Genomic DNA, 23,533 nt, shown 5'->3' on the forward strand with positions numbered 1-23,533 from the left:
ATAAATAGACTCAACTTTGTTTAGATCATGAACATGAAAACAAAAATAATTAATTATATAATAGGCTTACTATTTGCCATTTACTACTACGTAAGTATTACAACCTCTTACACCCTCATCGTCGTTAAAAAAGGAGGCTGGTGTTTTGGAGACTGGATCATCAATTACCAGGATGGAGGGTTCAAAAGAAGAGGCCTTTTCGGAACTCTATTTATGGGGATTAATGAGCTTACTCATATTAATCTTGAATACATTGTATTTGCATTTGTAGCTTTATTGTATACTGGAATTTTTTATCTTTTGTTCAGGCTCTTCTGGAATGAAAAGAACAATCTTCTGGTCATCACATTAATTTTGCTTCCTGTAGGCTTCGGGATGATGATAAAAGATCCTAATATCGCTACCAGAAAGGAAATGCTGTTCTTTTTCCTGTATCTGCTTTACATTTTATGTCTTCGTTCAAAAGTTACTATTAAAGATTTTACAATTACCATCTTTATCACTATTGCGCTTTTAACGCATGAGGCTGCTTATTTCTATTTGCCATTTGTTGGGATGGCTTATTTTATGAAAAATGAAGGTTCATCATTGGATAAGCTCAAAAAAATACTACTCTATCAGTTTCTGCCTGCAACTGTTCTCATGATCATCCTTTATAAGTTTGGGATTGGTTTAAAGACAGAAAACACAATATATTTCTTTAAGGAGCACGGTTTAATTCTTGAAGAAATGGGAATTTTTGATTATGATCCCAACTATGATGTTCTTGGGTATTACCAATCCCATTCTTATGACTATCAAACTTATGGAATAAGTATATTGCTGGGCGCAATAACAGTTTATCTCTACTGTAAATTCAATAAAATTAAAATCAATACCCTGTTCCTGATCATACAGATTCTATTTTTAATTCCATTGTTCTATCTGGCCGTGGACTGGGGACGATGGGTGAACATTTTCTTTTCACTTTTAACCATATTTCTTGCTTCTGAACAAAGAACTATTCTAAGCAAGAAGCAGGAAATCATTGCGGTCATATTAATTTTATTTAATCTTACATGGAGAATGATGCTGATGACCCAGGGATTCTTAACTTTCCCTCAATTTGATGACCTTCTTAAGCAGATATACTATTTTTTGTACTTTAGAATCACTAATTTGCTATAAGATCATGGATTATTAATCAATCCTGAATAAAAACATGACAATAAAAATGCCTCAGATTCATATTATCATTGTTACCTACAACGCCATGAAATGGGCAGAAAGATGCTTTAAGAGCCTAAGAAAATCATCTGTTCCTGTAAAGTGTATTGTAATAGACAACGGATCTACGGATGGAACTCAGGAATACATCAAAACGAACTTTCCTGAAGTAGATTTCACCCAATCCGAATCTAATCTTGGATTCGGAAAGGCTAATAATATAGGCATTGAAAAGGCATATAAAGATGGTGCTGATTTCTTTTATCTGATGAATCAGGATGCATGGCTTTATGAAAACAGTATGGAAAAAATGCTGGAAGTATATAACAGCCATCCTAATAAGAATGAAATTGGTATCATAAGCCCTATTCATGTAGATGGTTCAGAAAAATACCTCGATATTTTCCTGGATCAGTATATTGCTAAGAATTACGAAAAAACAAGAATGATTTCGGATCTGTATTTTCAGACCCTGAAACCTTATTATGAGATTCATTTTGTGAATGCCGCTCACTGGCTGCTTCCAAAGAAAACCATAGAAACCATAGGAGGATTTAATCCTTATTTTTTCCATTATGGTGAAGATGATGAATATGTTAACAGAGTTCATTTTCATCAAAAGAAAGTTTTGCTGGTTCCGGGAAGTAAAGTAGTTCATGATGGTGTACAGCTTCTCCATAAAATAGACTTCACCAAATACGAAGATGTTCGTATCGAGATCAACACCCTGAACCCGAGTCTACCCAATGCGCTGCGATCAGAAAAGAAATCGCTGAAAAAAAGTATGTTTAAAAAACTTTATAACTGGAGATTTCAACAAGTATAAAGAACTGTCTCAGAAATATCAAAAAATTGCAAGAGATAGTGAAAAATTAACTGTTTTACGAAGTCAATTGATTCAACCAGGCCCTACTTTTCTGAATCTATCGTAAATTAGCTGTACAAAAAAGTAAAGATTAATGATGAAAAATAATATATTATGTGTGGAATAGCGGGAATTATAAGCAGAAATGCCAGGAATTACCAAGAGGAAATTCGAAAAATGACAGACTCACTGGTTCACCGTGGTCCGGATTCTTCTCATTATGAATTTTATGAAAATGCCGCGCTGGGCCACCGCAGACTTTCTATTATAGATTTATCTGACAATGGAAAGCAGCCCATGTTCTCTAATACTAAAAACGAATGTATTGTCCTGAATGGAGAAATCTATGGTTATCAGGATATCAAAAGACAATATTCAGAATATCCTTATCACGGAGGTTCTGATACCGAGGTTATTCTTGCCATGTACCAAAGAAAGCAAGAAAATCTCATCCATGATCTTCCGGGAATGTTTGCATTTGCGATTTGGGATGAACAAAAACAGCAGTTATTCTGTGCAAGAGACCGTTTTGGAGAAAAACCTTTTATTATGCTATTGGCAACAACAATGAATTTATTTTTGCTTCAGAAATCAAAGCCATTTTAGCTTCAGGGCTTATCCAACCTAAAATAAGTACCCAGGGGCTCTCCCATTATCTTCAATATGGATATGTAAGTTCTGATCAGAGCATTTATAGTAATATTTTCACCCTTCCACCAGCTCATCAGCTGATTTGGAAAGACGGAAAATTTACAGTTTCCCGTTATTATAGCCTTCCGGCAAAAGACAGAGCAATAAATCTTTCTGATGCTAAGGAAGAATTTCTGTATCTGTTGAAAAATGCCGTAAAAAAGCAGCTTATTGCAGATGTAGAAGTAGGAAGCTTCCTGAGCGGAGGTTTAGACTCTTCATCTGTTGTTGCGCTGGTAGATGAATTCTTACCTCATCAGACCACCATTAGCTTCGGATATGACCATAAAGACAATGAACTGAAGTATGCCAAGGAAATTGCTGATAAATATAAAACCAATCATATTGAGGTTCATGAGAAGAAATCTGATCTGGTTACCTCTCTTTTAAAAATATCGCCATTTTTTGATGAACCTTTTGCCGATGCCTCCTTTATCCCTCACTATGAGATATGCAGAGCAGCCAGAAAGAATCTTACGGTTGTATTATCCGGTGATGTAGGAGATGAGCTATTCGGAGGGTATCATTTCTATACCGTTGAAAATAAATTAAAAAAGCATTTTAGCTATAGGAATATTATTGCTCAGTTTGGATTAAAGCTATATCAGCAAATAAAACCTACCTCGTTTCTTACTCGTAAAAATATGGAGTTTTCATCTATTATGGATTTTCATCTGAATGATGTAAGAAATGCTTTTAATAAGAAAGAACGCGACCTTCTTGGAGTTTCTTCTGATTACCTGCAGACTTATAGTTTTACTCCCAATCCGGATTCTCTGAACGATATCATGAGAATAGATTTGGAAAATTATGTTCCTGCTAATATGATGGTAAAGTCCGACCGAATGGCAATGGCTAATTCTTTAGAAGTAAGAACTCCATTCCTGGATCTGGACTTTGCTGAATTTTGTATCCAATTACCAGATCAGCTGAAACTTAATGACAGTAATGATAAAATCATTCTTCGAGAGGCCATGGGTTCTTATTGGACAGAAACCATCAGATCACGCCACAAACAAGGATTTGGGCTTGGAGTAAAGAATTGGTTTGCAGAAGAAAATCTGATAACCCTTTCCAATGACCTGCTAAAAGATCCGAATCATAAAGTATTTAATTTTATTGATTTTAAAGCATCCCAGAGTTTCCTTGACAAGGATGAAAGACATTGGAATCTTTTACAACTTGCCTTATGGGCTGATAATAATAAATCATATTTATAAAGCTATAATAAAACACAAGCCTAAAAAAATCTTATGCCAAATTACTTAAAATCCCTTCAGAGTATATTGTTTAAAGAGAAACCAATCAGCTTTATCAAAAGAAAGCTGAATATATCATATCTTGATAACCGTAAGCTCTTCACCATTCATTATAACAATAGAAAAACCAAGATTTATCTTAATAAAAAATTTGGTTTCGTAGATCTCTATATTTTTGAAAATGGTATTTATGAAAAATATATTATTGATGATATAAGATCTGTTCTTACCAAAGACAAAGTATTGTTGGATATAGGTGCCAATATTGGCCAGCACAGCTTGCTTTTAGCTCCTTACTGCAAACAGATTTATTCATTTGAGCCCATTCCGGATGTCTATCATGAATTTAATGAAAGTATTAAAAAAAATAATTACCAGAACATCAAACTGTTCAATACAGCTATTGGAGGATCCTCTGCTGTAAAATCATTTAACTATGTTGCAGGACATGCGGGAATGAGTTCGTTTATTGAAACCAAAAATCCTGGAAAAAAATTGATCAATGTACAGATAGAACCTCTGAAAAAGATGATATCTGATGCAAAGTTTGATGTTGTTAAAATGGATGTCGAGGGATATGAGGCTGTTGTTATTCTGGAAAACAAAGATATTTTCTTAAAAAACAGGCCTATTTTCTTTATGGAATTTTGTCCATCCGCCATTGATGAACAGGGAGATCATACCTCTCAGGAATTGCTTCAATTCTTTTTTGACAATAATTATAAAGTGTACAGCAGAATACATGAAAAAGATTTTTTTACCATCAGCCCGGAGCTGTTCGTTAATGATAACCTAATTATCACTCCTCTTTAGGCTCATGAAAATATCAGTAATTATTCCCGTATACAATGCAGAAAAATACATTTCTAAAGCGGTAGAATCAGCTTTACAGCTTGATGAAGTATATGAAGTGATTTTGGTGGAAGATCAATCACCAGACAATGCACTACAGATCTGCCGTGAACTGACTCAAAAATATGATAGAGTAAAACTTTTTCAACATCCTGATCAGGGAAATCATGGTGCAGGAGCCAGCAGGAATCTTGGAATAGAAAAAGCTAGCGGAGATTTTATTGCATTTCTGGATGCAGACGACTATTATCTTTCTAACCGCTTTGATTCTGAAAAAGAACTTTTCAAAGACCCAAAGATAGATGGTGTTTTCAATGCGATAGGTACAGAATATCTTACTGAGAAAGGAAAAGAAGAGTTTCAGTCTAAATTTAAAGAAATATCACTGAGTACAGTTAATTATCCTGCGGAAGGAGAAGAAGTATTCAAGGGGCTTTTAAGTTTAACAACTAAAACTTTCGGTACATCTTTTCATCTTAATTCACTTACTATAAGAAAGGCTGCTTTGGAACAAAGCCACCTTCGTTTTAATAAAGACCTTCGTGTGCATCAGGATTCGGACTTTATTATCAAACTGTCCTACCACTGTCATTTAAAAACAGGCAATATAACAGAAGCTGTTGCCATGAGAGGCATTCATGATAATAACAGAATCACTAAAATTGTAAAATATTCACCACAATATAACCAGAGACAATTTCTTTTATGGCAATCCCTTAATCAATGGGCAGTTTCTCATCAGATTCCATCAGAACCTGGAAAAAGAATTTATTTACTATATAAATCATTTGATCTATCCTTAAAAAAAGGACTTGTCAAATACTATAATATTTTAGAGGAAGCCCTTAAAAATCCTGAAATACTAAAGACCCAATATCGTTTCACTTACTACAATAGATGAAAATGAAGATCTCAGTAATTATTCCTGTATATAATGCGGAAAAATATATATCAAAAGCAGTAGAATCTGCCTTACAGCTCGATGAAGTCTATGAAGTGATTTTAATAGAAGATCAATCTCCAGATAATGCGCTTCAGATATGTTCGGAATTGGCGAAAAAATATGAGCAGGTAAAACTTTTCCAACATCCTGACCTGAAAAATCATGGTGCCGGAGCCAGCAGAAATCTCGGAATAGAAAAAGCAACTGGGGATTTCATCGCATTTCTGGATGCCGATGATTATTTTCTTCCCAATAGATTTACCGCTGAAAAAGAACTTTTTAAAGATTCAAAAATAGATGGAGTCTTTAATGCTATTGGCACCGAATATCTTACTGAAAAAGGGAGAGAGGAATTTATGTCTAATATCAATGATAGTGAACTTCTAACCGTTAACTATCCTGCAGAAGGAAATGAAGTATTCAGGGGATTACTGGGACTTACTCCCAGAGTTTTTGGTTCGTTCTTCACTTTAGATGCGCTTACTATCAGAAGGCATTCTCTTGAATCTAAAAAATTAAGATTTAATGAAGCGCTGCGCCTTCATCAGGATTCGGATTTTATTATCAAACTGGCCCATCTATGTCATTTGAAATCCGGTATTATTAATATTCCCGTTGCCATGAGGGGAATGCATGATGACAACAGGATTTCCAAGATTGTAAGATACTCGCCACAATATAACCAGAGACAATCTCTTTTCTGGAATTCGCTCTATGAATGGTCTAAATTATCTTCTCTGGAAGCTGATGCCGCCCATCATATTTACCTTCAAAATAAAGCATTTGAACTCTCTTCAAAAAAGGTTTCTTCAAAATAATAGGATTATTGTCAGCTATTATAAAAAATCCAAACATATTAAGAACAAAATACAGATTTACTTATTTATATTCATAGCTAACTTTCCAAAATTGGATTTTTTTCACTTAAAATAAGTTAATTTCACATGAAATAATTCTCACGACAGAGGAATTTTATATTGCTTTTCTCACCTTTATTAGAATAATATTTAACGAAAATCATTTCCCTGATTACTTCTATGGTAGATATCTGTCATTTTGTAAAAAAAATAAAAGCTTACTGCTTTAAAACAAAATTAAAAGCTTAAATTTCGAATTCAAAAGGTACTAATAAAACACAATTGTAATTCTAAATTTATTGTAAAAAGGAGAAGAAATGAGGATCTCAGTAGTTATTCCCGTTTATAATGCAGAAAAGTTTGTTTCTCAGGCAGTAGACTCTGTGCTTCAGTTTGATGAAGTGCACGAAATTATTCTTGTTGAAGATGAATCCCCAGACAATGCATTACAAATCTGTCAGCAGCTCGCTGAAAAACATGAAAGAGTAAAGCTTTACCAGCACCCGGATAAAAAAACCATGGTGCCGGCCCAAGTAGGAATTTGGGAATTGAAAAATCAACTGGTGATTTTATTGCTTTTCTAGATGCAGACGACTATTTCCTACCCAATAGATTTGATGCAGAAAAAGAATTATTTAAAGACCCGAAAGTAGAAGGTGTTTACGGAGCCCTTGGCGTTCATTATTATTCTGCAAAAGCAAAAGAACAATATTATCAATTGTTTGGGGACAGACTGACCACAGTGTATAAAAAATATGACCCCAGAGATGTTTTTCCTGGTCAACTTCATATGCTGGGACCTTTCGGGCTCTTCAGTATTGATACTTTAACGATTCGCAGAGAGTCTTTGATGAATAAGGTAGACACCTTGTTTAAGCCTCATTTAAGACTTCATGAAGACACAGAATTTCTCTTCCGCCTTTCTTATTATCTCGATCTGTATCCCGGCATTCTTGACGAAGCTATTGCTATAAGAGGTGTACATGAAAATAATAGAATAACAAAGGTAGACCTTCGGGTCATAGATCCTTCTGTCTCCCGTGCCATGCTTTGGAAAGAGGTTGATCTTTGGTCTCAGACCGAAAGTGATATTTCTGAAGATGTTAAGGTCCATATCAAAAGGATGTACAGGAGTTTTGAAATTGCAAAAGCTCCTTTATTAAAAAAATGGGGAATGATTATTAGATATTTTTTTACTGATTATAAAAGTATAAGGTCTGGATTATACAATATCAATTTCCGGCATTCATTAATTTCTTAAAAACGAAAACCCTACAGATATCGCCCAAATCCCTTTATTCGGCAGAATTTTTGAAGTAAAAACTTCAGCAAACAATATCTCAACTTTTTCAGATAAAAAATAGAGATAAGTCTTTATAATTAACTATCTTGCAATACTTTTGCACACACAAATGATATAAAAAGTTAAGTAGACAAAAAATGAAAATTTCAGTAATTATTCCCGTTTACAACGCCGAAAAATATGTCTCCCAAGCGGTGGAATCTGCTCTTCAATTTGATGAAGTTTATGAAGTCATTCTTATAGAAGATAAATCACCGGATCATGCTCTAGAGGTATGTAAACAACTTGCCGAAAAATATGACAGAGTAAAGCTTTATCAACATCCTGATAAAGGGAATCATGGCGCAGGCCCTACGAGAAACTTAGGAATAGAAAAATCCACAGGTGACTTTATTTCTTTTCTGGATGCAGATGACTATTTCCTACCCAATAGATTTGATGCAGAAAGAGAACTTTTCAAAAGACCTGAAGTAGAAGGCGTTTATGGAGCTCTTGGCGTTCATTATTACACTGAAAAAGCAAAAGAACAATATTATTCTATATTCGGAGACCGATTAACTACTGTTTATAAAAGACATGAGCCTAAAGATGTTTTTCTGGGGCAAGTCTATATGCTGGGAAGTTTTGGACTGTTCAGTATTGATGCTTTAACCATCCGCAGGGATTCTTTAATGAAAAAAATGGATCCTTTATTTAAAGCCTCCCTGAGACTCCATCAGGATACGGAATTCTTATTAAGGCTCTCTTATTATCTTAATCTCTATCCCGGAATTTTAGATAAAGCTGTGGCTGTAAGAGGTGTACATGAAGACAACAGAATTACCTTGGTAGATTCAAAAAGGTAAATCCTGCTACTACCCGTGTCCTATTATGGAAAGAAGTAGATGCCTGGGCGGAAAACGAAGCTACCCTACCGGAAAATATAAAGCTCCATATCAAAAGAATGTACCGCAGTTTTCAGATTGCCAATTCCCCCGGTTCAAAAAAATGGGGAATGATCCTGAAATATCTTGTAACAGATTATAAAAGCATCCGGTCTGGAATCTATAACATTAATTTCAGGAATAATTTACTCTAACTTTATCCTATTTACCTCTGCTAGCAATAATAGAGTCTGCAATGCGGGAAGAAATTTTTCTGCTTGAGTCCTTATACAAATGATTCCCATCTGTGTAATCATACTCAGCATAATTTCCTGAGAAATCAAAGAACCTCACATTTTGTTTCCTTCCTATATCTCTCATCAATGTATTGAAATGGGGATACTTTTTATTTTCTATATTGGTAAGACCTTTAGATGTAGGAAGACGTACCAAATAAACCTTACCTTTAGTCCTTAAATAATTAATCATTTCATTAATAGCTTTGAGGCGTTCAGGTGACAGCTCTACTGTATTGGCCAAGTCTCTGTAAAACGCTTCCTTTGTATTCGTTCTATAGGCAACAGTGTCTTTCTGCATATTGATAGTGACCTCCAGCCAGCCATCAGGATGAAGAAAGGTATTGGACCTTCCCGATTCTGCTCTTTCGGTATAAATTTTAAACCAGCTTCTTGTATAATGCTTTAGCAGATATTCATAATTGGGTGAGCGGTCATAAAAATACATATCATTCAATGGAGAATGCTCTTCAGGAAAATCTTTTTCTTTTTTGATTTGTTTATTTAATGATAAATTCCACGGGCTCACTGTCAAGATAAAAATTCCATTTTTAGTTTCAGGATCTAATTTTCTTTTTAAGGCTTTAAAATAAACCTGTCCATAAGGAGATTCTACAATATTCAAAGAAAAATTATCAAAATTGGCAGAAAGCTTGGTTTTCAACACTCCAGGAACGACTCCCTGAGAACCACGCGAATCTCCCAATATCATATTTTGTGGTTTTTTAACCGCAAAATGCATATAATTATCATCCGTATTACCATCTGCATAAGATCCAAGAATTGCCAGTACAGTAAATACTGCAACGAAATAAGGCACTATTTTAATTAAAAATTTCTTCATGCTAAAACTGAAAATAAATAAATTCATTATTCCCGAAGTTGGCATAACGGAGAATGATATACATAACAACCAGATAAAAAATACGTCTTATCCAAGGGTTAAATCTTTTAATTTCTAACCCATGGAATCTTTCCCTGTTGATCCATTCTATAATGATCATCAAGCCAATCAGTGCCAATACTTTTACCGGTAATGTACGCGGAATAGAGAGCAATTCACGACTGAAAATTCTACCGATATAGTGAATCGCCTGAGCTACAGATTCAGCTCTGAAAAAATCCATGCAATACAGGTGATCAGGAAAGTGATCAGGATTTGGAAGCATTCCCTAAACGATGGCAGAAGCTTCCCCTGGCCCGCTACTTCCATATTCTGACGGTTTTTATTCATAATAAGCAAAGGCATAAAGTACAATGCATTGAGACCGCCCCAGATCATAAACGTCCAGTTTGCTCCATGCCAGAAGCCTGACACCAGGAAAATGATGAATGTATTTCTGATTTTCATTGCAAGCCCGCCTTTACTTCCTCCTAATGGTATGTACAGATAATCTCTGAACCATGAGGAAAGCGAGATATGCCATCTTCGCCAGAATTCTGCAATGTCTCTGGAGAAATAAGGAAATGCAAAGTTTTTTAGCAGTTCAATCCCGAATAACCTTGAAACACCTAATGCAATATCTGAATATCCGGAGAAATCTCCATAGATCTGAAAGGCAAACAGTACAGTTCCTATCACAAGATTAGCAGGACTTTCAGTCTGGTAATTGTTAAATATTTCATTCACCAGCGGTGCACAATTATCTGCAATGACCATTTTTTTGAAAAATCCCCATAAGATTTGCCGCATCCCATCCACTGCCTGCTCATAATTGAATACTCTCTCCCGCTGGATCTGGGGCAAGAGGTGCGTAGCCCTTTCTATGGGGCCCGCCACAAGAAGAGGGAAATAACTTACAAAAACAGCATAATCGGTAAAACTTCTCTCAGCCTTTATTCTTTTTTTATAAACATCAATCACATACGAAAGTCCATGAAAAGTATAAAACGAAATTCCTACAGGAAGTATAATATTGAGCAGCCACACATTGGCCTTGAAACCAAAGCCATTAAGAAGATCCGCAAAACTTTCGACAAAGAAATTATAATATTTGAAGAATCCCAGGAAACCGAGGTTAATGACAATACTTAAAGTAAGCCAGAATTTAGCTTCCCGATTGGTTTTGCTATTCTCGATTTTAATTCCTGATACATAATCCAAGCCAATGGAAAACATCAGTAAAAAAAGAAACCGCCAGTCCCAACAGGCATAAAAATAAAAGCTCGCCAATAACAGCAGCCTGTTTTGTTCCTGAAATTTTCTGTTGAAAACAAACCAATAGAGACAAAATACTATTGGTAAAAAAATAAGAAATCCTATTGAGTTGAATAACATAGTGCTTAGAAGATATATGGATTATAGTACTTCTCTGAAATCTTTCGTCTCAGTTCTTATATTATTCTTAAAAAATACAAACATTACGTTTTTCTCCGATAGAATACTCTTTATGAATTGGGGAACATTTATTATTTCAGTCATTGTGAGTGTTTTAGGTGACACAATTTGTTTTCTGATCTTAATTAACCTGCTGACACTTTATCAGTGAATTCTGAGATTAAATTTACAATTCTTATTACTAAAGTGTTATATATTATCTTTTTTTCTAAAATAAGCCGTGATCAGCAGCTTACAATAGCTTCGGTATTATTATTTAATGAGATAAAACGTCCTTTGCTACCACTGCTGAGAAGGCTTCAACAGATTTTTCATCCAAATGAACCTCATCCAGCCATTGATATGTACTATCCAATCCATCATAATTAATATAGGAAACTTTTGTTTTCGAAGCAACAGCTTGCATACGGCTATCAAAATCCGGGAATGCTTTTTCTTCTATAGAGTAAGCGACTTTATTCACAGGCATTCTTATGATCATCACTTTCCCATGTCGATTAAGAAACTCAATCGTTTTTTCAAGATACAGAATCCGATTTTCAGATACTTTCAAGCCATCAATCCTTTCTTGAAATAATCTCATATTTCTTTTGTTGGAAATCTCCTGCTTTTCCGGAGCCGTCTTTTTATAATTTTCACATAATATCTTCCGTTATCTAAAATAGCAGGTATTCCAACTATATTTTTAGGAGGAAGTATTTTTTTATTGAGCTCATTGGTAATAGAAGGTTCATAGCTTTCAAACAGATATTCAATATTGGGATTTACAGCTACCATTGAAGTTTTTGCAACACTTTTATCATTTTCAACATAAAATTCCGGGCTGTCTGGTTTCTTTTTATCTACCATTAAAGCGGTAGGCTCAACGGTAACAATAAAAACACCATCTTTCGTTTCCGGTTTTATTTTCTTCTCAATAGATTCAAGATATTTAGGCCCATAAGGAGAGTGTGCCCAAGTAAAGGAATAGTTATACATAGCAGTATTGGGATATTTTGAATGCAAGATGCTATCAATAGCAGCAGGATCCATCAATGCTGCCCTGGAACTGCCCAAAATAAAAGAGTTCTGCTGTGGCGATGTAAATCTTCTATAAAAATCATCCGAATGTTTTGATAAAAAACAGACAGCATATCCTAATACCAATAACGGCAATATAGAAAATATTATCAATCTTAAAAGTGATTTTTTCATAATTCAAAGTATACCTTAGCGTACTGTATTCTTATATAACTCCTGTTAATGCATTAAAACATAGCATACATAAATCCTTTAGGAGCAATATAAAACAGGAAAACCAAAAACACCAGTACATAATAAAATCCCCATCGTAAAAAGATATTTTTCTTCACAAAAATCTCTTTGATCGCATATTCTTTATCTCTATTCCCCCACTCTAGCAATACCATAAATACCATTACCAGTATAATTTCTTTCTGGATTGGAAAATTGGGCAACTGGAAAAATGATAAGGAGAAAATACCCTGATAATATTTAGCAGCCATTTCCATATCTTTTGAAAAGAAAAGAATCATCAATAAAGTAAAGAGAATAAATGTTACAGGGATATTCTTTAATTCATCCTTTGTTGGAATGAAGTTGTTAGATGTTTTAATCTTTTTATTCATTTTTCCACTCAGAATCAATGGAATAAACATAATACCACTTACCAATCCATGAACGATGTAATGCCATTCTGCCCCATGCCAGAACCCCACCACCAAAAAGTTGATGATGATGGCCATAATCAGTCCATATTTTTCATAATCTCTAAAGCGAATGGATAAAGGTGTAAAAACATACTCCGTAAGCCATGAGGTTAAAGATATATGCCATCTTCTCCAATAGTCGGCAACATTTTGTGCAAACAACGGATAATTAAAGTTCGGCTGAATTTTAATCCCCAGCAGCTTAGAAATACCTATTGCCATATCAGTATATCCTGAGAAATCAGAATACAACTGGATAAAATACAATACAGCTCCAACCAATAAAGCACTTCCGTTTAAGGTATGATAGGACTCAAATAGCTGAGAAGTAATTCCGGCAATATTATCTGCTACCACCAGCTTTTTGAAAAGCCCCCATAAAATTTGCTTTAGTCCGTCAGTAAATTGAGCGGAAGAAAATTCTCTTTTTATTTTCAGATTTTTCAAAAATGGAGTGGCTCTATCAATAGGCCCGGCAATAATACATGGAAAAAAGGCAATAAAAACTGCATAATCCAGCAGACTTGGAATTTCCTTCAGTTTATTATTTCTGATATCCAATAAATAACTTATCATTCTAAACGAATAGAAACTGATCCCTATCGGAAAAATAATCTTCAATAGCCCCAATTGATCCTTAACTCCAAAAAGATGCAGGAAATCATTAAAGTTATCAATGAAGAAATTAAAATACTTAAAATACAAAAGCTGAATCAGGACAATAAAAACTCCCGACCTCAGCCACCATATCTCAGATTTCTCTTTTTGGGCCGCCTTTATTTTATTCCCTACAAAATAGGTAACTCCTGTAGTTGCTATCAACAATGATAAGAACTCCCAACTCCAACTGCTGTAAAAGACATAACTTCCTATGAGCAGAATTATATTTTGGATCTTTGAGGTTTTTCCGCAGAGATAATAAATAAAATATAACGCAATAAAGAATAATATAAAGCTGTATGAATTAAGAAGCATACAACATCACTTATTTTGAAGTTATAGAATCTATCATTTCTCCTACATCATTCCAGCTTCTGATTTCAGATGAAGTAAAACGTATTCCAAAGCCTTTTTCTACTGCTACAATTAACTGAATATGAGAAAGCGAATCCCATTCTTCAATATCTTCAGCCGTTGTTTCTGGAGTCAATACAATTTCATCATTGTCCAATTCATCGCGGAAAATACGGGTCAGTTTACTTAAAATTTCATCATTATTCATAATCTTTTACTGTGTTATAATTTGTTATTAATATATACGTTTTTGTTTTTGTAATCCTCTACGGATAATACCCACTTCTCATTCTGCCTGGTAAAACCAAGTCTTTCATAGTGGTCTTCAACCATTTGATTTTTAGCAGTAGGAATGTATTCTCCTACTACATATTTATATCCATTATTTCTGGCAGTATCTACAATGGTATTCAGCGTAAAATCTTCCATTCCTCTTTTCAGGACACGGCAGCTCATCAGCCACGTCTCAATAAACAGATTTTCAGGATCTTTTCTCTCCATTACAACAACGCAGATGAGCCCGTTATCTCCGTATTTATCTTCTAAAGTAAAGGAGATGGTAAAGTGATTTTCTGAGTGAATTAACCGATCTACATCCTGCTCGGTATATCTTATTGTTCTCAGGTTAAACTGATTGGAACGCTGGGTAAGCTGAGAAACTCTTGGTTTTGAGAAGTTATTGAAAGACTGAACATCAGACACCATATTCATACTTTTAAGAAAATCTTCCAAATTGGTAAAACTTTCTAAAGCAATAGCACGCTGTGCCTCTACCTGATATTGTTTGGTTCTTTCAGTATCATTCTCTGAGAAACTGGCCGTCTCAAAAAGGTTTAAACTGTATAAATATTCCAGATATTCAGCAGGGTCTTCCGGGAGCTCCGGTACACAGACTTCAGGAAGATTTTCTCTTACTATATTCCTTTCAAAGGGATTGTCATCCAAAAAAACCATGGAGTCAAATCCTATATTTAAAATCTGTTGGATTTTTCTGATATTATCTGCTTTATTTTCCCAGTTGGCTACAAATACGGCTATATCTTCCAGCTTAAGAACCATATCCGGATGTTTTTCAAATGGTTCTTTCGCTTTATCTTCATCATTCTTACTACATACAGCCAGAATTACGCCTCTTTTCTGCAATGCTTTTACCCAATATTGGAACTCCGTAAATGCTTTTCCAATTCCCAGACTTCCGATTTGTATTTTTTCAAGGCCGTCATCACCAATAATTCCGCCCCAGGTAGTATTATCCAGATCCAAGATCAGACATTTCTTAAATTTCCCTTCCAAAGAGGAAATAATACTTACGATATGATGCGCAATAATAGGCAGCGCATCTAAAGAAAGAACCATTTCCGTATTGATATAGATATTGGGCGAAAACATAAAATCCCGACCCCATTTATTTTGAATGGAAAGTAAATCGGCAATAAAAAAATTATCATTCTTAACGGCTAGTTCTGCCGAAAGAAGATAGTTAAGCTTATTTTGCTGAAAAACAAAGGAAGACTCTACTTTGGTTGAAAAATTTCCAAAAACCTGATTATTGATTCCCGGAAAATTACAGTAGATGACCCTGCTTTTCGTTCTGCTTTGAATGGTACGATAAAGTTCGTCTATATAGCTGATTTTATTTTCTGCAAAAGCAGATTGTGAGCTATAGGATTTATAGTACTGTCCCAATAATTTGTGAGAAGATTCAAAAATAATAGTATAATCTGCATTAAACTCATAATATTCTGAGGAAGGATCCAGAATCTGGCGGGATATCTGTCCGAAATCGGCTTCAAAGATTTCAAGATTAATTCCTTCAGTAATAGCAGTTCCTTTTAGCGCAATATTTAAAAACTGAGTTGCTGTATCTCCCAGCAAAGCAACTTTTGCATTCTTTAACCCTTTAGAATCTTTACGAAGTTCTTTTTTAAGCTCCGAAAATGTTTTATACATATTGTCCTTTTATTAAAAAATCAATGTATATCGCCCCGGTGCTGACAGCACTTTTTGATTATTTTCTTTGCAGATGAATTGTAATATCAGACTTTCATCTGAAATGTAAGTATAGGGAACTTTTCTCATTTCCATAATTGTGTTGCTTTTTACAAAAATAGAGATTTTTATCTGATCTTCACCCTTTTCAGATAATCTCTTAGTGGCTTTTCAATAAATTGATAAAACAAAATACAAATTATGATAAGAAAGACCATGTAAATCCCAAATACAATATCAATCGAAAAATTATAATTTCCCCACTTTAAAAGCTCCCTCAAGATATAGAGAACAGGGATATGCGTAATATAGACGGCATAGCTTGCTTCGCCCAGATACTCTAAAGGTTTTAATGAGAATATCCTTGTTAATGCCCCATTATTTCTTGATATTAAAATAATAAGAGGAATAAAGAGCAATGCCATTAACCCATTATGATAGAATAGCGGAAGAAAAATCAAGGATAATAATACAAGTCCGAAAATAATAACTATCGGTATATCATAATTCTTCCGACCAGAGTTTTTCACAAAATATAGCCCCGCAAGATTCCCTACCAAAAATTCATTGACATGCATCAACGGAAAATAGTACAGTAATTCATGGCTTTCGGTATGAGGGCCTTTATAATAGGAAGAATCTGAATACAGGCTACAAAACACCTGGGTAATTATCCAAATAATAACCGTTACCACCCATATACTCTTATTTCCTTTGGAGTAAAAATAATTATACAGCAAAGGAAAGAGCAGGTAGAAAAGAAACTCTACAGAAATAGACCAGCCAGGAAAATTCAGAATCATCGCCTCACCGGGAATCCAGCTCTGCAATCCGAACAGATACAAGAATCCTTTATCAATACTGAAGTTAGAATATCTGGTTATCAAATACAGAAGAAGCCCCAATACATACAAGGGATATATCCTCGCAAATCGGTTTCGATAATAATCTAAATATTCGATCTTCTCTTTTTTGTGGTACGCCACAATCATAATAAAACCTGAAAGTATAAAGAAGTAACTTACTCCCACATTGGCTTTCAGGAATATATTTGAAATATAATCGATTTTATATAAAAACAAATCTTTATTGAAATGGGAAATGACAATAGCCATAGCCGCAAGAAATCTGGTAAATGTAATCTGACTTATCTTCATAAAAAGCGTGTAAACAGCTGTATCATAAATTTATAATCTCATTTTTTATCCAGAAATCATTACGCATAGAATCTGGCATATCTCTTATCAAATAAATTAGCAAAAGAGTCTACCAATATCTCTTAATAAAAACACCCTCCTCTAAAATTATTTAATAAATACACCAATATATTTCCCTTCGTATTCTACTACAATAGTCTCTATATTATTTTTTTCACAGAAATCCTGATAAGAAGAATTATCACCAATATCATCACTGATGAAAACACCCCCTTTTTTCAAATGATTGTAAAGCTCTTCATATGCCCACATTCTTCCGTTATAACTCTTATCAGAATCATAGTGAAGAACATCAAATGTAGAATTCTCCGCAAAGATCTTTGGTAATGCTTCTCTGTCTGCAAAGCGAAATAACTTCCAAATTCCCTTAAGAGGTTCAGGAACTACGTATCCTACATATTGATCTCCGTCCTGAGCCAGATAAGGCATATCTGAACTGTAAAGTGTACCATTTCTTTTTACTAATGATAAAAGAGATGCTAATGAAGACCACCCATAGGCAACTCCTGTTTCTACAACATATTGAGCATTAGCAAACTCACATGCATAGTAGATCAGCTCCAAAGCACCGGGACCACCCATTTTTACAGGACATTCCTTTTCTCTCTGAGCGGCATTAGCTAAAATTTCCTGATAATCTTTACGAAAGGTATCTATTTCTAGTCCAAAAAGCTGTGATACTGCTTCTTTCTGTGATACTGCTCTTTCAGCAGCCCAAGAGTTCGTCTTTTCTTTGCCTTTAAATGCGTTGCCTCTGTTGACTGTGTTTTTAATAATTTTCCGACCTAATTCCGGATAAAGATCAGGCCTTTTCAGATACCCGATAAATGTTTTGAGAACTCTTGTTATTTCCCCCATTGTGTTGTTTTAATTGAGCAAAAATAAAGTTTTTTTTTCCATTTATATAAAAACAAATTATATTTGTGTAACCAAGTGAAAAAAAGCATTACCTTAATCCCTATTATGAAAAATGCCAGTTTACCATCAGGATTTCATTTTTCAATGAACAGTTTTCTTTCAGTCTATTTTCTGAGACCTTCGTCAGCAAAAACTGATAAAAATGAGGAATTATTTTGCCAAAAATTAATTGTCAACACTTTCTATAAATCTATATGAAGTTTTCCATACTTATTGCTCATTACAATAATGCCAGATTGTTCAGAGATTGTTATCATTCTCTGCTGAAGCAGACCTACTCCAATTGGGAAGCTATTATTGTAGATGATGCTTCTTCAGAAGAGGAAAAAGAACAGGTAAAAGCCATCATTGCAGGAGATGAAAGATTTAAGTTTTCTGAAAATGAAAAGAACAGCGGTGTAGGGGTTACAAAAAGCAGACTTATAGAGCTTGCTTCCGGAGAAATTTGTGGTTTTGTAGACCCTGATGATGCCATACTTCCTACTGCTGTTGAAAAGGCCATTCAGGTTTTTAAAGAGAAAAAGAAAGTAGTACTCACTTATTCCCGCTTTATGGGATGTGATAAGAATCTAAAACCTATTGCTCCCTTTAAATCTGCGATGCAGGTAAGAAATGGTGACCCTTATTTCTTCAATTATCCCAACCAGATCAATCATTTTGTGACGTTTAGAAAGGATGTCTATGAACAGACAGACAAAATGAATCCGGAGTTAAGAATAGCTGAGGACCAGGATCTGTATTTAAAGATGTATGAAAAAGGTGATGTTTATTTCATAGATGACACCAATTATCTTTACAGAGCCCATTCAGGCGGCATTTCTCAGAATAACAATAAGGGAAAATCTTATGATTACTTCGCACAAGTTATCTTAACAACTATGAAAAGAAGAAATCTTACAAGCATCAATGGGAAAAAGATCCCGGAAAAATATACCAATCATCAGGAGATCTTTGCTCTTTTGGAATATCAGCATGGAATTTGGTACAGGATAAAAAAAAACATAGCCATTACTTTACAAAAACTTTTTAGATAATGTCAGAAAATAAGAAAATACAGGTTCTTTTCAGACACCGCTCCATGGAAATGGGAGGGGTGGAAAAAGTAGTATTGAGTATGCTCAATAATCTGAACCCTGATAAATTTGAATTAACTATATGTCTAAACATGAACCAGGGAGAACTCCGAAACGAAATCCCTAGCCACGTAAAAAAAGTTTATCTTACTGAAGGGAAAGAGAGCTTTTCTAAAAATCCATTCATCCATAAACTTCAGCTTGTCCGCAGAAGACTGAAGCTAATGCAAATATTAAGAAATAAAAAAATTGAAGACCGTATTCTAGGGAATAAAAAGTTTGATATAGAAATCTCTCCTTCTTACGCTACATTCTCATCTGTCAACAATTCAAGTAATAAGCATTCAAAAAAAGTAGGCTGGTTTCATTCTGAGATCAATTTACCCGCTTTACAGCCTGCCGTTCCGAACATCATTGAAAACTTCCAAAAGTTTGATCATATGATTTACTGTTCACAAAGGATCAAAGAAATGATGCATATTTATTATCCGGACTTAAAATATCCTTCAGAAAGTGTAGTCATCAATGCGATTCCTATTGAAGAAATTAAAAGAAAGGCAGAAGAAAAGCTTGAAGATTTTCCTCAGGGACCTGTATTTGTTTCCGTAGGAAGACTTCATCACAGAAAAGGATTTCACAAGCTTATTGACGCTCATAAAAGATTGATAGACGAAGGTTTTCACCACAGCATCTTAATCCTTGGAAATGGGGAAGAAATGGAGAACCTAAAGGCACAGATAAATGCCAATAATGTGCAGGATACATTTATTTTATGCGGCAATAAAATGAATCCTTATCCTTATATTAAAAATGCAGATTACTTTATTCTTCCTTCCGAATCAGAAGCCTGGCCTTTGGTAATTGCTGAAGCATTGATTCTTCAAAAACCAATTATTGCAACGGAGACCGGCGATGTAGGAATTATGATTAAAGATCGCGAAACCGGATATCTGATCAATTATGAAACCAATGAAATGTATGAAGCGATGAAAAAATTTCTTTCTGATCCGGAATTAATCTCCAGAATCAGAAAGAACCTTCTTACCATTGAAGATCAATTTGACAATCAAAAAATATTCAATGCTGTTGAGCAGATCCTTGAGAACCTTTATCAACAAAAACAAAATGAAAGAGGATGATTTAATCCTCTTCAAAATTTTCCAGTCCAATAATATTCATCAGATCGGAAACCGTTTCCATATCTTTGAACTCATTCACATCAAGCTTCTGATTAAAGTTTTCATCTACAAGAGCCATGACGGAAAGTAAACTTATAGAATCATAATTTTCCAGATCTTTCAATTTGGTTTCTATGCTCAATGCTTGGTTTTCATCTAGCTCCTCTTGCAATTTTTTTAAGAAGACGGAAGTTTTCATATATTTTAAATTTTGTGATTTGAGAATTAAAAATCCAGTATGGTAGCACCCCAGGAATACCCTACTCCAAAACCTGCCAGCAAAATCTTATTCCCTCTTTTCAACAGACCTTTATCCATCATATTTTTCAATGCTATCGGAATAGTTGCAGAAACGGTATTTCCGGTTTTCTCCATATCAATATAGAATTTTTCAGTGGGAATCTTCGTTTTTCGTCTCAAATAATTCAGCATAAAAGAATTAGCCTGATGGAAAACGAAATAATCTATATCATCCATCGTAAGCCCATTGACATTCAAAGTTTCCTGTATCAATCCTGGAATCTTTTCAATAGTAAAATTAAAAATTTCCGGTCCGTTCATATAAAGATTTTCAGGACCAAACTCATGATTGGGATTGGCTATAAAATCTGTTCTGAAGCCCCCTTTTTCACCATAAGGTTCTCTGCTCCAATTCCATCAGTTCCCAAACAGAACTGGTAATCCCCTACATTTGTATCTTTCTCAACAATTACTGAAGCGGAAGCATCTCCAAACAGGCAGCGGTTTCCTTTATCTTTCGGGTGAATATGTTTGGTATAGGTTTCTGAAGTGATTAACAAAATATGGTTAGCAATTCCAGCAGCAATTAATCCTTTTGCAAAAGCCAATCCATAAACAAACCCTGAACATCCTAAATTGAAATCTACAGCCCCAATATTTTTTCTCAGTCCAAGTTTATCCTGTAAAATACAGGCCGTAGTGGGAAGGAAATAATCCGGGCTTTGAGTGCAGAAAAGAATAAAGTCTATTCTATTCCTGTCATACTCCTCAAAAATCTTTTCTGATGACTGAATTGCCAAGTCCAAAACCGTCTCATTTTCTGAAGAAATATGACGCTGTACAATCCCTACTTTCTCCCGGATTCTTTCAGAACTCCACTCAGGAAACTCCTTTTCCAAATCCATATTAGTAAGAACCAATTCAGGTAAATAATATTCTATTTTAGAAATTCTTATCATATAAATTCTTTTCTTTGTATGAGAAAAACAAATTTAGAATAATGATATTTATATATCGTATCATATTAAAAATTCATACCACTTATCAATACCTTATTAAGAGAATTTATCTCAAAATTTGTATTGCTAAAGGATTAAAGGTAGGAAAAAATGTTCGTTTCGTAGAAGTTCCCGAATTAGGCACAGAACCTTTTTTAATTGAAATAGGCGACGAAACGACCCTTTCTAATAATGTTAGATTCATTAATCATGACGGTGGCTATAATGCTTTACACTTTTTTGAAAAATATAAAGATGTAAGAGCTTTCGGACGCATAAAAATTGGTAAACAATGCTTTATTGGTGCAGATACTATCATCATGCTAGGCTCAGAAATAGGTGACAATTGTGTATTGGGAGCGGGTTCTATTTTAACGTCCTCTATGCCGAATGGAACGGTTTATGCCGGGATTCCTGCAAAGTTTATTTGTACTATTGAAGAATATGGTGACAAAGCATTAAAAAACAATGTCATGTACCCAAGAGAACTCGAATTAGACAGACCCAAACTAGAAGCTTACGTAAAAGAAAACCTCCCTCATACTTATAAACCTATAAAAAAATAAATGCCTGAAAAAAGAAAATACTTATTAGAATCGGTTCCCTTCGCCATGGCGGTGCAGAAAAAGTTTTGGTCAACTTTCTTAAAAACCTTCCCAAAGACAAATATGAAGTTGATCTCCTGATTAATCTGTACACAGGAATGTACATCAAAGAAGTTCCGTCATGGGTAAAATTACATTATCTGCTAAAAGGAGAAATGATTACCACCAACAGGCCTCATGAAATTCCGGTAAAAGCTTTCAGAGTTCTTTATCAGAAAATGTTCCTGTTATTCCCTTCTCTGCTTTATAAATTTATATTAAAGAATAAAAAATACGATATAGAAATAGCGGCAATCCATGGGATGTATCAAGAAATACTATCCAGCCCGCAAAAGGATTCCAAAAAGATTGTCTGGATCCAGAATGATATCTTTAATCTAAAAGAATACACTCCTGATGTGATCAGGCAGTTTTTCAAATTTGACAGAATTCTGGTCATTTCCAATAAACTGAAAGAAGAAATGCAAAAGCTGGCCCAGAACGACAAAGAAAAACAAGCAGTTGTTAAGATCTTCAATCCTATTGACTCTAAAGATACTTTGCAAAAGGCTGAAGTTGAAATCAATGATTATCCTTTTTCCAAAGACCTTCAAACTTTTGTAACCATAGGTACAGTATATCCTCAAAAGGGCTATGACAGGCTTTTGGATGTTCATAAAAAATTAATGGATGAAGGCCTGAAACATCAGATCATCATTATTGGAGATGGATTTGATTTTGAAAATATCCAGGCAAAGCTTAATCAATTGGGGCTTCAGGAGACGGTAAAGATGCTTGGCTTCAGAAGCAATCCTTATCCGTATCTTAAACAATCGGATTTCTATGTCATGTCATCCCGCCATGAAGGATTTCCTACCATTATTGCAGAAGCTCTTATTCTGAATAAGCCTGTAGTTTCTACTGATGTTTCAGGAATAAAAGACCTTCTTCAGGATGGAAAACTAGGTCTGATTACCCCCAACTCAGAGGATGGAATTTACGAAGGGATGAAACAATTCTTAACTAACAGTGAACTTTCCGGACACTATGAGAAGGAAATAAGTCAGACAGATCTTCCATTTGTGCTTGAAAAATCAGTAGCGCATCTTCAGGAAATTATTGATCATGTATAAAATATTTT

Annotated in this window: 23 protein-coding genes and 2 pseudogenes; 13 read left to right on the top strand and 12 right to left on the bottom strand. The window is 34.6% G+C overall.

The features are described 5' to 3' along the window. Positions 1-33 precede the first annotated feature (33 nt). From H5J24_RS21545 to H5J24_RS21585, 9 genes and pseudogenes are all read left to right on the top strand, one after another. The gene (locus H5J24_RS21545; protein ID WP_068940469.1) at positions 34-1,167 is read left to right on the top strand and encodes a hypothetical protein; all 1,134 of its coding nucleotides are present in this window, start codon (positions 34-36) and stop codon (positions 1,165-1,167) included. A gap of 34 nt (positions 1,168-1,201) precedes the next feature. After that, a complete protein-coding gene (locus H5J24_RS21550) occupies positions 1,202-2,032 on the top strand; it encodes a glycosyltransferase family 2 protein (RefSeq protein WP_232815852.1) in 831 nt (276 codons plus the stop codon). A gap of 153 nt (positions 2,033-2,185) precedes the next feature. Beyond that, a pseudogene (gene asnB, locus H5J24_RS21560) lies at positions 2,186-3,981 on the top strand (asparagine synthase (glutamine-hydrolyzing)). A 33-nt stretch (positions 3,982-4,014) separates the two neighbouring features. After that, the gene (locus H5J24_RS21565; protein ID WP_068940476.1) at positions 4,015-4,833 is read left to right on the top strand and encodes an FkbM family methyltransferase; all 819 of its coding nucleotides are present in this window, start codon (positions 4,015-4,017) and stop codon (positions 4,831-4,833) included. A gap of 4 nt (positions 4,834-4,837) precedes the next feature. After that, positions 4,838-5,773, top strand: a complete 936-nt coding sequence (locus tag H5J24_RS21570) for a glycosyltransferase family 2 protein (protein ID WP_068940479.1) — start codon at positions 4,838-4,840, stop codon at positions 5,771-5,773. A gap of 2 nt (positions 5,774-5,775) precedes the next feature. Beyond that, positions 5,776-6,633 (top strand): glycosyltransferase family 2 protein, encoded by an 858-nt coding sequence (locus tag H5J24_RS21575; protein WP_232815854.1) that lies wholly within the window; start codon positions 5,776-5,778, stop codon positions 6,631-6,633. A 356-nt stretch (positions 6,634-6,989) separates the two neighbouring features. Next, positions 6,990-7,256, top strand: a complete 267-nt coding sequence (locus tag H5J24_RS25750) for a glycosyltransferase family 2 protein (protein WP_283250741.1) — start codon at positions 6,990-6,992, stop codon at positions 7,254-7,256. Then, complete coding sequence (locus tag H5J24_RS21580) at positions 7,214-7,933, top strand: glycosyltransferase (protein WP_283250742.1); 720 nt, start codon at positions 7,214-7,216, stop codon at positions 7,931-7,933. Before H5J24_RS25750 ends, H5J24_RS21580 begins: the two co-directional genes overlap by 43 nt. 179 nt (positions 7,934-8,112) lie before the next feature. Continuing rightward, a complete protein-coding gene (locus tag H5J24_RS21585; protein ID WP_232815855.1) occupies positions 8,113-8,820 on the top strand; it encodes a glycosyltransferase family 2 protein in 708 nt (235 codons plus the stop codon). A 240-nt stretch (positions 8,821-9,060) separates the two neighbouring features. Here the strand turns inward: H5J24_RS21585 and H5J24_RS21590 are convergent, their stop codons facing one another. From H5J24_RS21590 to H5J24_RS21630, 9 genes and pseudogenes are all read right to left on the bottom strand, one after another. After that, positions 9,061-9,978 (bottom strand): SGNH/GDSL hydrolase family protein, encoded by a 918-nt coding sequence (locus H5J24_RS21590; protein WP_228407577.1) that lies wholly within the window; start codon positions 9,976-9,978, stop codon positions 9,061-9,063. A 1-nt stretch (position 9,979) separates the two neighbouring features. Next, positions 9,980-11,412 (bottom strand): annotated as a pseudogene (locus tag H5J24_RS21595) (MBOAT family O-acyltransferase). A gap of 316 nt (positions 11,413-11,728) precedes the next feature. Next, positions 11,729-12,055: a hypothetical protein gene (locus H5J24_RS21600; RefSeq protein ID WP_232815856.1), complete on the bottom strand. Its 327-nt coding sequence runs from the start codon at positions 12,053-12,055 to the stop codon at positions 11,729-11,731. Next, positions 12,052-12,666, bottom strand: a complete 615-nt coding sequence (locus tag H5J24_RS21605) for a hypothetical protein (RefSeq protein ID WP_232815857.1) — start codon at positions 12,664-12,666, stop codon at positions 12,052-12,054. The genes H5J24_RS21600 and H5J24_RS21605 overlap by 4 nt, the downstream gene beginning before the upstream one ends. A gap of 53 nt (positions 12,667-12,719) precedes the next feature. Further along, entirely contained in the window at positions 12,720-14,156 is a 1,437-nt protein-coding gene (locus H5J24_RS21610; protein WP_068940488.1) for an MBOAT family O-acyltransferase, read from the bottom strand. Between the two features lie 10 nt (positions 14,157-14,166). Continuing rightward, positions 14,167-14,403 carry an acyl carrier protein gene (locus H5J24_RS21615; RefSeq protein ID WP_068940490.1) on the bottom strand — a complete coding sequence of 79 codons (237 nt, stop codon included), beginning with the start codon at positions 14,401-14,403 and terminating at the stop codon, positions 14,167-14,169. A 14-nt stretch (positions 14,404-14,417) separates the two neighbouring features. Then, entirely contained in the window at positions 14,418-16,145 is a 1,728-nt protein-coding gene (locus tag H5J24_RS21620) for an HAD-IIIC family phosphatase (RefSeq protein WP_068940492.1), read from the bottom strand. 167 nt (positions 16,146-16,312) lie between these two features. After that, positions 16,313-17,341 carry an acyltransferase family protein gene (locus tag H5J24_RS21625; protein WP_068940494.1) on the bottom strand — a complete coding sequence of 343 codons (1,029 nt, stop codon included), beginning with the start codon at positions 17,339-17,341 and terminating at the stop codon, positions 16,313-16,315. A gap of 147 nt (positions 17,342-17,488) precedes the next feature. Beyond that, the gene (locus H5J24_RS21630; protein ID WP_068940496.1) at positions 17,489-18,259 is read right to left on the bottom strand and encodes a class I SAM-dependent methyltransferase; all 771 of its coding nucleotides are present in this window, start codon (positions 18,257-18,259) and stop codon (positions 17,489-17,491) included. Positions 18,260-18,513: 254 nt separating this feature from the next. On the opposite strand from H5J24_RS21630, the gene H5J24_RS21635 reads away from it, so the two are divergent. Both H5J24_RS21635 and H5J24_RS21640 read left to right on the top strand, forming a co-directional pair. Further along, the gene (locus H5J24_RS21635; protein WP_068940499.1) at positions 18,514-19,353 is read left to right on the top strand and encodes a glycosyltransferase family 2 protein; all 840 of its coding nucleotides are present in this window, start codon (positions 18,514-18,516) and stop codon (positions 19,351-19,353) included. Then, the gene (locus H5J24_RS21640) at positions 19,353-20,531 is read left to right on the top strand and encodes a glycosyltransferase (protein WP_068940501.1); all 1,179 of its coding nucleotides are present in this window, start codon (positions 19,353-19,355) and stop codon (positions 20,529-20,531) included. The genes H5J24_RS21635 and H5J24_RS21640 overlap by 1 nt, the downstream gene beginning before the upstream one ends. 1 nt (position 20,532) lies before the next feature. Here H5J24_RS21640 and H5J24_RS21645 read toward each other — a convergent pair whose 3' ends face one another. The 3 genes from H5J24_RS21645 to H5J24_RS21655 are packed head-to-tail and all read right to left on the bottom strand — an operon-like array spanning position 20,533 to position 21,769. After that, positions 20,533-20,769: a phosphopantetheine-binding protein gene (locus H5J24_RS21645; protein WP_068940503.1), complete on the bottom strand. Its 237-nt coding sequence runs from the start codon at positions 20,767-20,769 to the stop codon at positions 20,533-20,535. 26 nt (positions 20,770-20,795) lie between these two features. Further along, entirely contained in the window at positions 20,796-21,131 is a 336-nt protein-coding gene (locus H5J24_RS21650; RefSeq protein WP_232815858.1) for a 3-oxoacyl-ACP synthase III family protein, read from the bottom strand. Between the two features lie 38 nt (positions 21,132-21,169). After that, positions 21,170-21,769, bottom strand: coding sequence for a beta-ketoacyl-[acyl-carrier-protein] synthase family protein (locus H5J24_RS21655; RefSeq protein WP_232815859.1), 600 nt, complete (start codon positions 21,767-21,769; stop codon positions 21,170-21,172). Between the two features lie 41 nt (positions 21,770-21,810). On the opposite strand from H5J24_RS21655, the gene H5J24_RS21660 reads away from it, so the two are divergent. Further along, the gene (locus H5J24_RS21660) at positions 21,811-22,374 is read left to right on the top strand and encodes an acyltransferase (RefSeq protein ID WP_068940507.1); all 564 of its coding nucleotides are present in this window, start codon (positions 21,811-21,813) and stop codon (positions 22,372-22,374) included. Positions 22,375-22,439: 65 nt separating this feature from the next. After that, entirely contained in the window at positions 22,440-23,525 is a 1,086-nt protein-coding gene (locus tag H5J24_RS21665) for a glycosyltransferase (RefSeq protein WP_232815860.1), read from the top strand. Positions 23,526-23,533: the final 8 nt, after the last annotated feature.

This window comes from Chryseobacterium capnotolerans, from assembly GCF_021278965.1.
Classification (GTDB): Bacteria; Bacteroidota; Bacteroidia; order Flavobacteriales; family Weeksellaceae; genus Chryseobacterium; species Chryseobacterium capnotolerans.

What these genes read in the sequence shown, in the direction of transcription:
- H5J24_RS21625 (WP_068940494.1), bottom strand. Translation starts at nt 17,341, where the DNA reads ATGAAGATAAGTCAGATTACATTTACCAGATTTCTTGCGGCTATGGCT.
- H5J24_RS21545 (WP_068940469.1), top strand. Translation starts at nt 34, where the DNA reads ATGAAAACAAAAATAATTAATTATATAATAGGCTTACTATTTGCCATT.
- H5J24_RS21550 (WP_232815852.1), top strand. Translation starts at nt 1,202, where the DNA reads ATGACAATAAAAATGCCTCAGATTCATATTATCATTGTTACCTACAAC.
- H5J24_RS25750 (WP_283250741.1), top strand. Translation starts at nt 6,990, where the DNA reads ATGAGGATCTCAGTAGTTATTCCCGTTTATAATGCAGAAAAGTTTGTT.
- H5J24_RS21640 (WP_068940501.1), top strand. Translation starts at nt 19,353, where the DNA reads ATGTCAGAAAATAAGAAAATACAGGTTCTTTTCAGACACCGCTCCATG.
- H5J24_RS21590 (WP_228407577.1), bottom strand. Translation starts at nt 9,978, where the DNA reads ATGAAGAAATTTTTAATTAAAATAGTGCCTTATTTCGTTGCAGTATTT.
- H5J24_RS21605 (WP_232815857.1), bottom strand. Translation starts at nt 12,666, where the DNA reads ATGAAAAAATCACTTTTAAGATTGATAATATTTTCTATATTGCCGTTA.
- H5J24_RS21660 (WP_068940507.1), top strand. Translation starts at nt 21,811, where the DNA reads ATGATATTTATATATCGTATCATATTAAAAATTCATACCACTTATCAA.
- H5J24_RS21600 (WP_232815856.1), bottom strand. Translation starts at nt 12,055, where the DNA reads ATGAGATTATTTCAAGAAAGGATTGATGGCTTGAAAGTATCTGAAAAT.
- H5J24_RS21620 (WP_068940492.1), bottom strand. Translation starts at nt 16,145, where the DNA reads ATGTATAAAACATTTTCGGAGCTTAAAAAAGAACTTCGTAAAGATTCT.
- H5J24_RS21655 (WP_232815859.1), bottom strand. Translation starts at nt 21,769, where the DNA reads ATGATAAGAATTTCTAAAATAGAATATTATTTACCTGAATTGGTTCTT.
- H5J24_RS21630 (WP_068940496.1), bottom strand. Translation starts at nt 18,259, where the DNA reads ATGGGGGAAATAACAAGAGTTCTCAAAACATTTATCGGGTATCTGAAA.
- H5J24_RS21645 (WP_068940503.1), bottom strand. Translation starts at nt 20,769, where the DNA reads ATGAAAACTTCCGTCTTCTTAAAAAAATTGCAAGAGGAGCTAGATGAA.
- H5J24_RS21575 (WP_232815854.1), top strand. Translation starts at nt 5,776, where the DNA reads ATGAAGATCTCAGTAATTATTCCTGTATATAATGCGGAAAAATATATA.
- H5J24_RS21610 (WP_068940488.1), bottom strand. Translation starts at nt 14,156, where the DNA reads ATGCTTCTTAATTCATACAGCTTTATATTATTCTTTATTGCGTTATAT.
- H5J24_RS21585 (WP_232815855.1), top strand. Translation starts at nt 8,113, where the DNA reads ATGAAAATTTCAGTAATTATTCCCGTTTACAACGCCGAAAAATATGTC.
- H5J24_RS21635 (WP_068940499.1), top strand. Translation starts at nt 18,514, where the DNA reads ATGAAGTTTTCCATACTTATTGCTCATTACAATAATGCCAGATTGTTC.
- H5J24_RS21565 (WP_068940476.1), top strand. Translation starts at nt 4,015, where the DNA reads ATGCCAAATTACTTAAAATCCCTTCAGAGTATATTGTTTAAAGAGAAA.
- H5J24_RS21650 (WP_232815858.1), bottom strand. Translation starts at nt 21,131, where the DNA reads ATGAACGGACCGGAAATTTTTAATTTTACTATTGAAAAGATTCCAGGA.
- H5J24_RS21570 (WP_068940479.1), top strand. Translation starts at nt 4,838, where the DNA reads ATGAAAATATCAGTAATTATTCCCGTATACAATGCAGAAAAATACATT.
- H5J24_RS21615 (WP_068940490.1), bottom strand. Translation starts at nt 14,403, where the DNA reads ATGAATAATGATGAAATTTTAAGTAAACTGACCCGTATTTTCCGCGAT.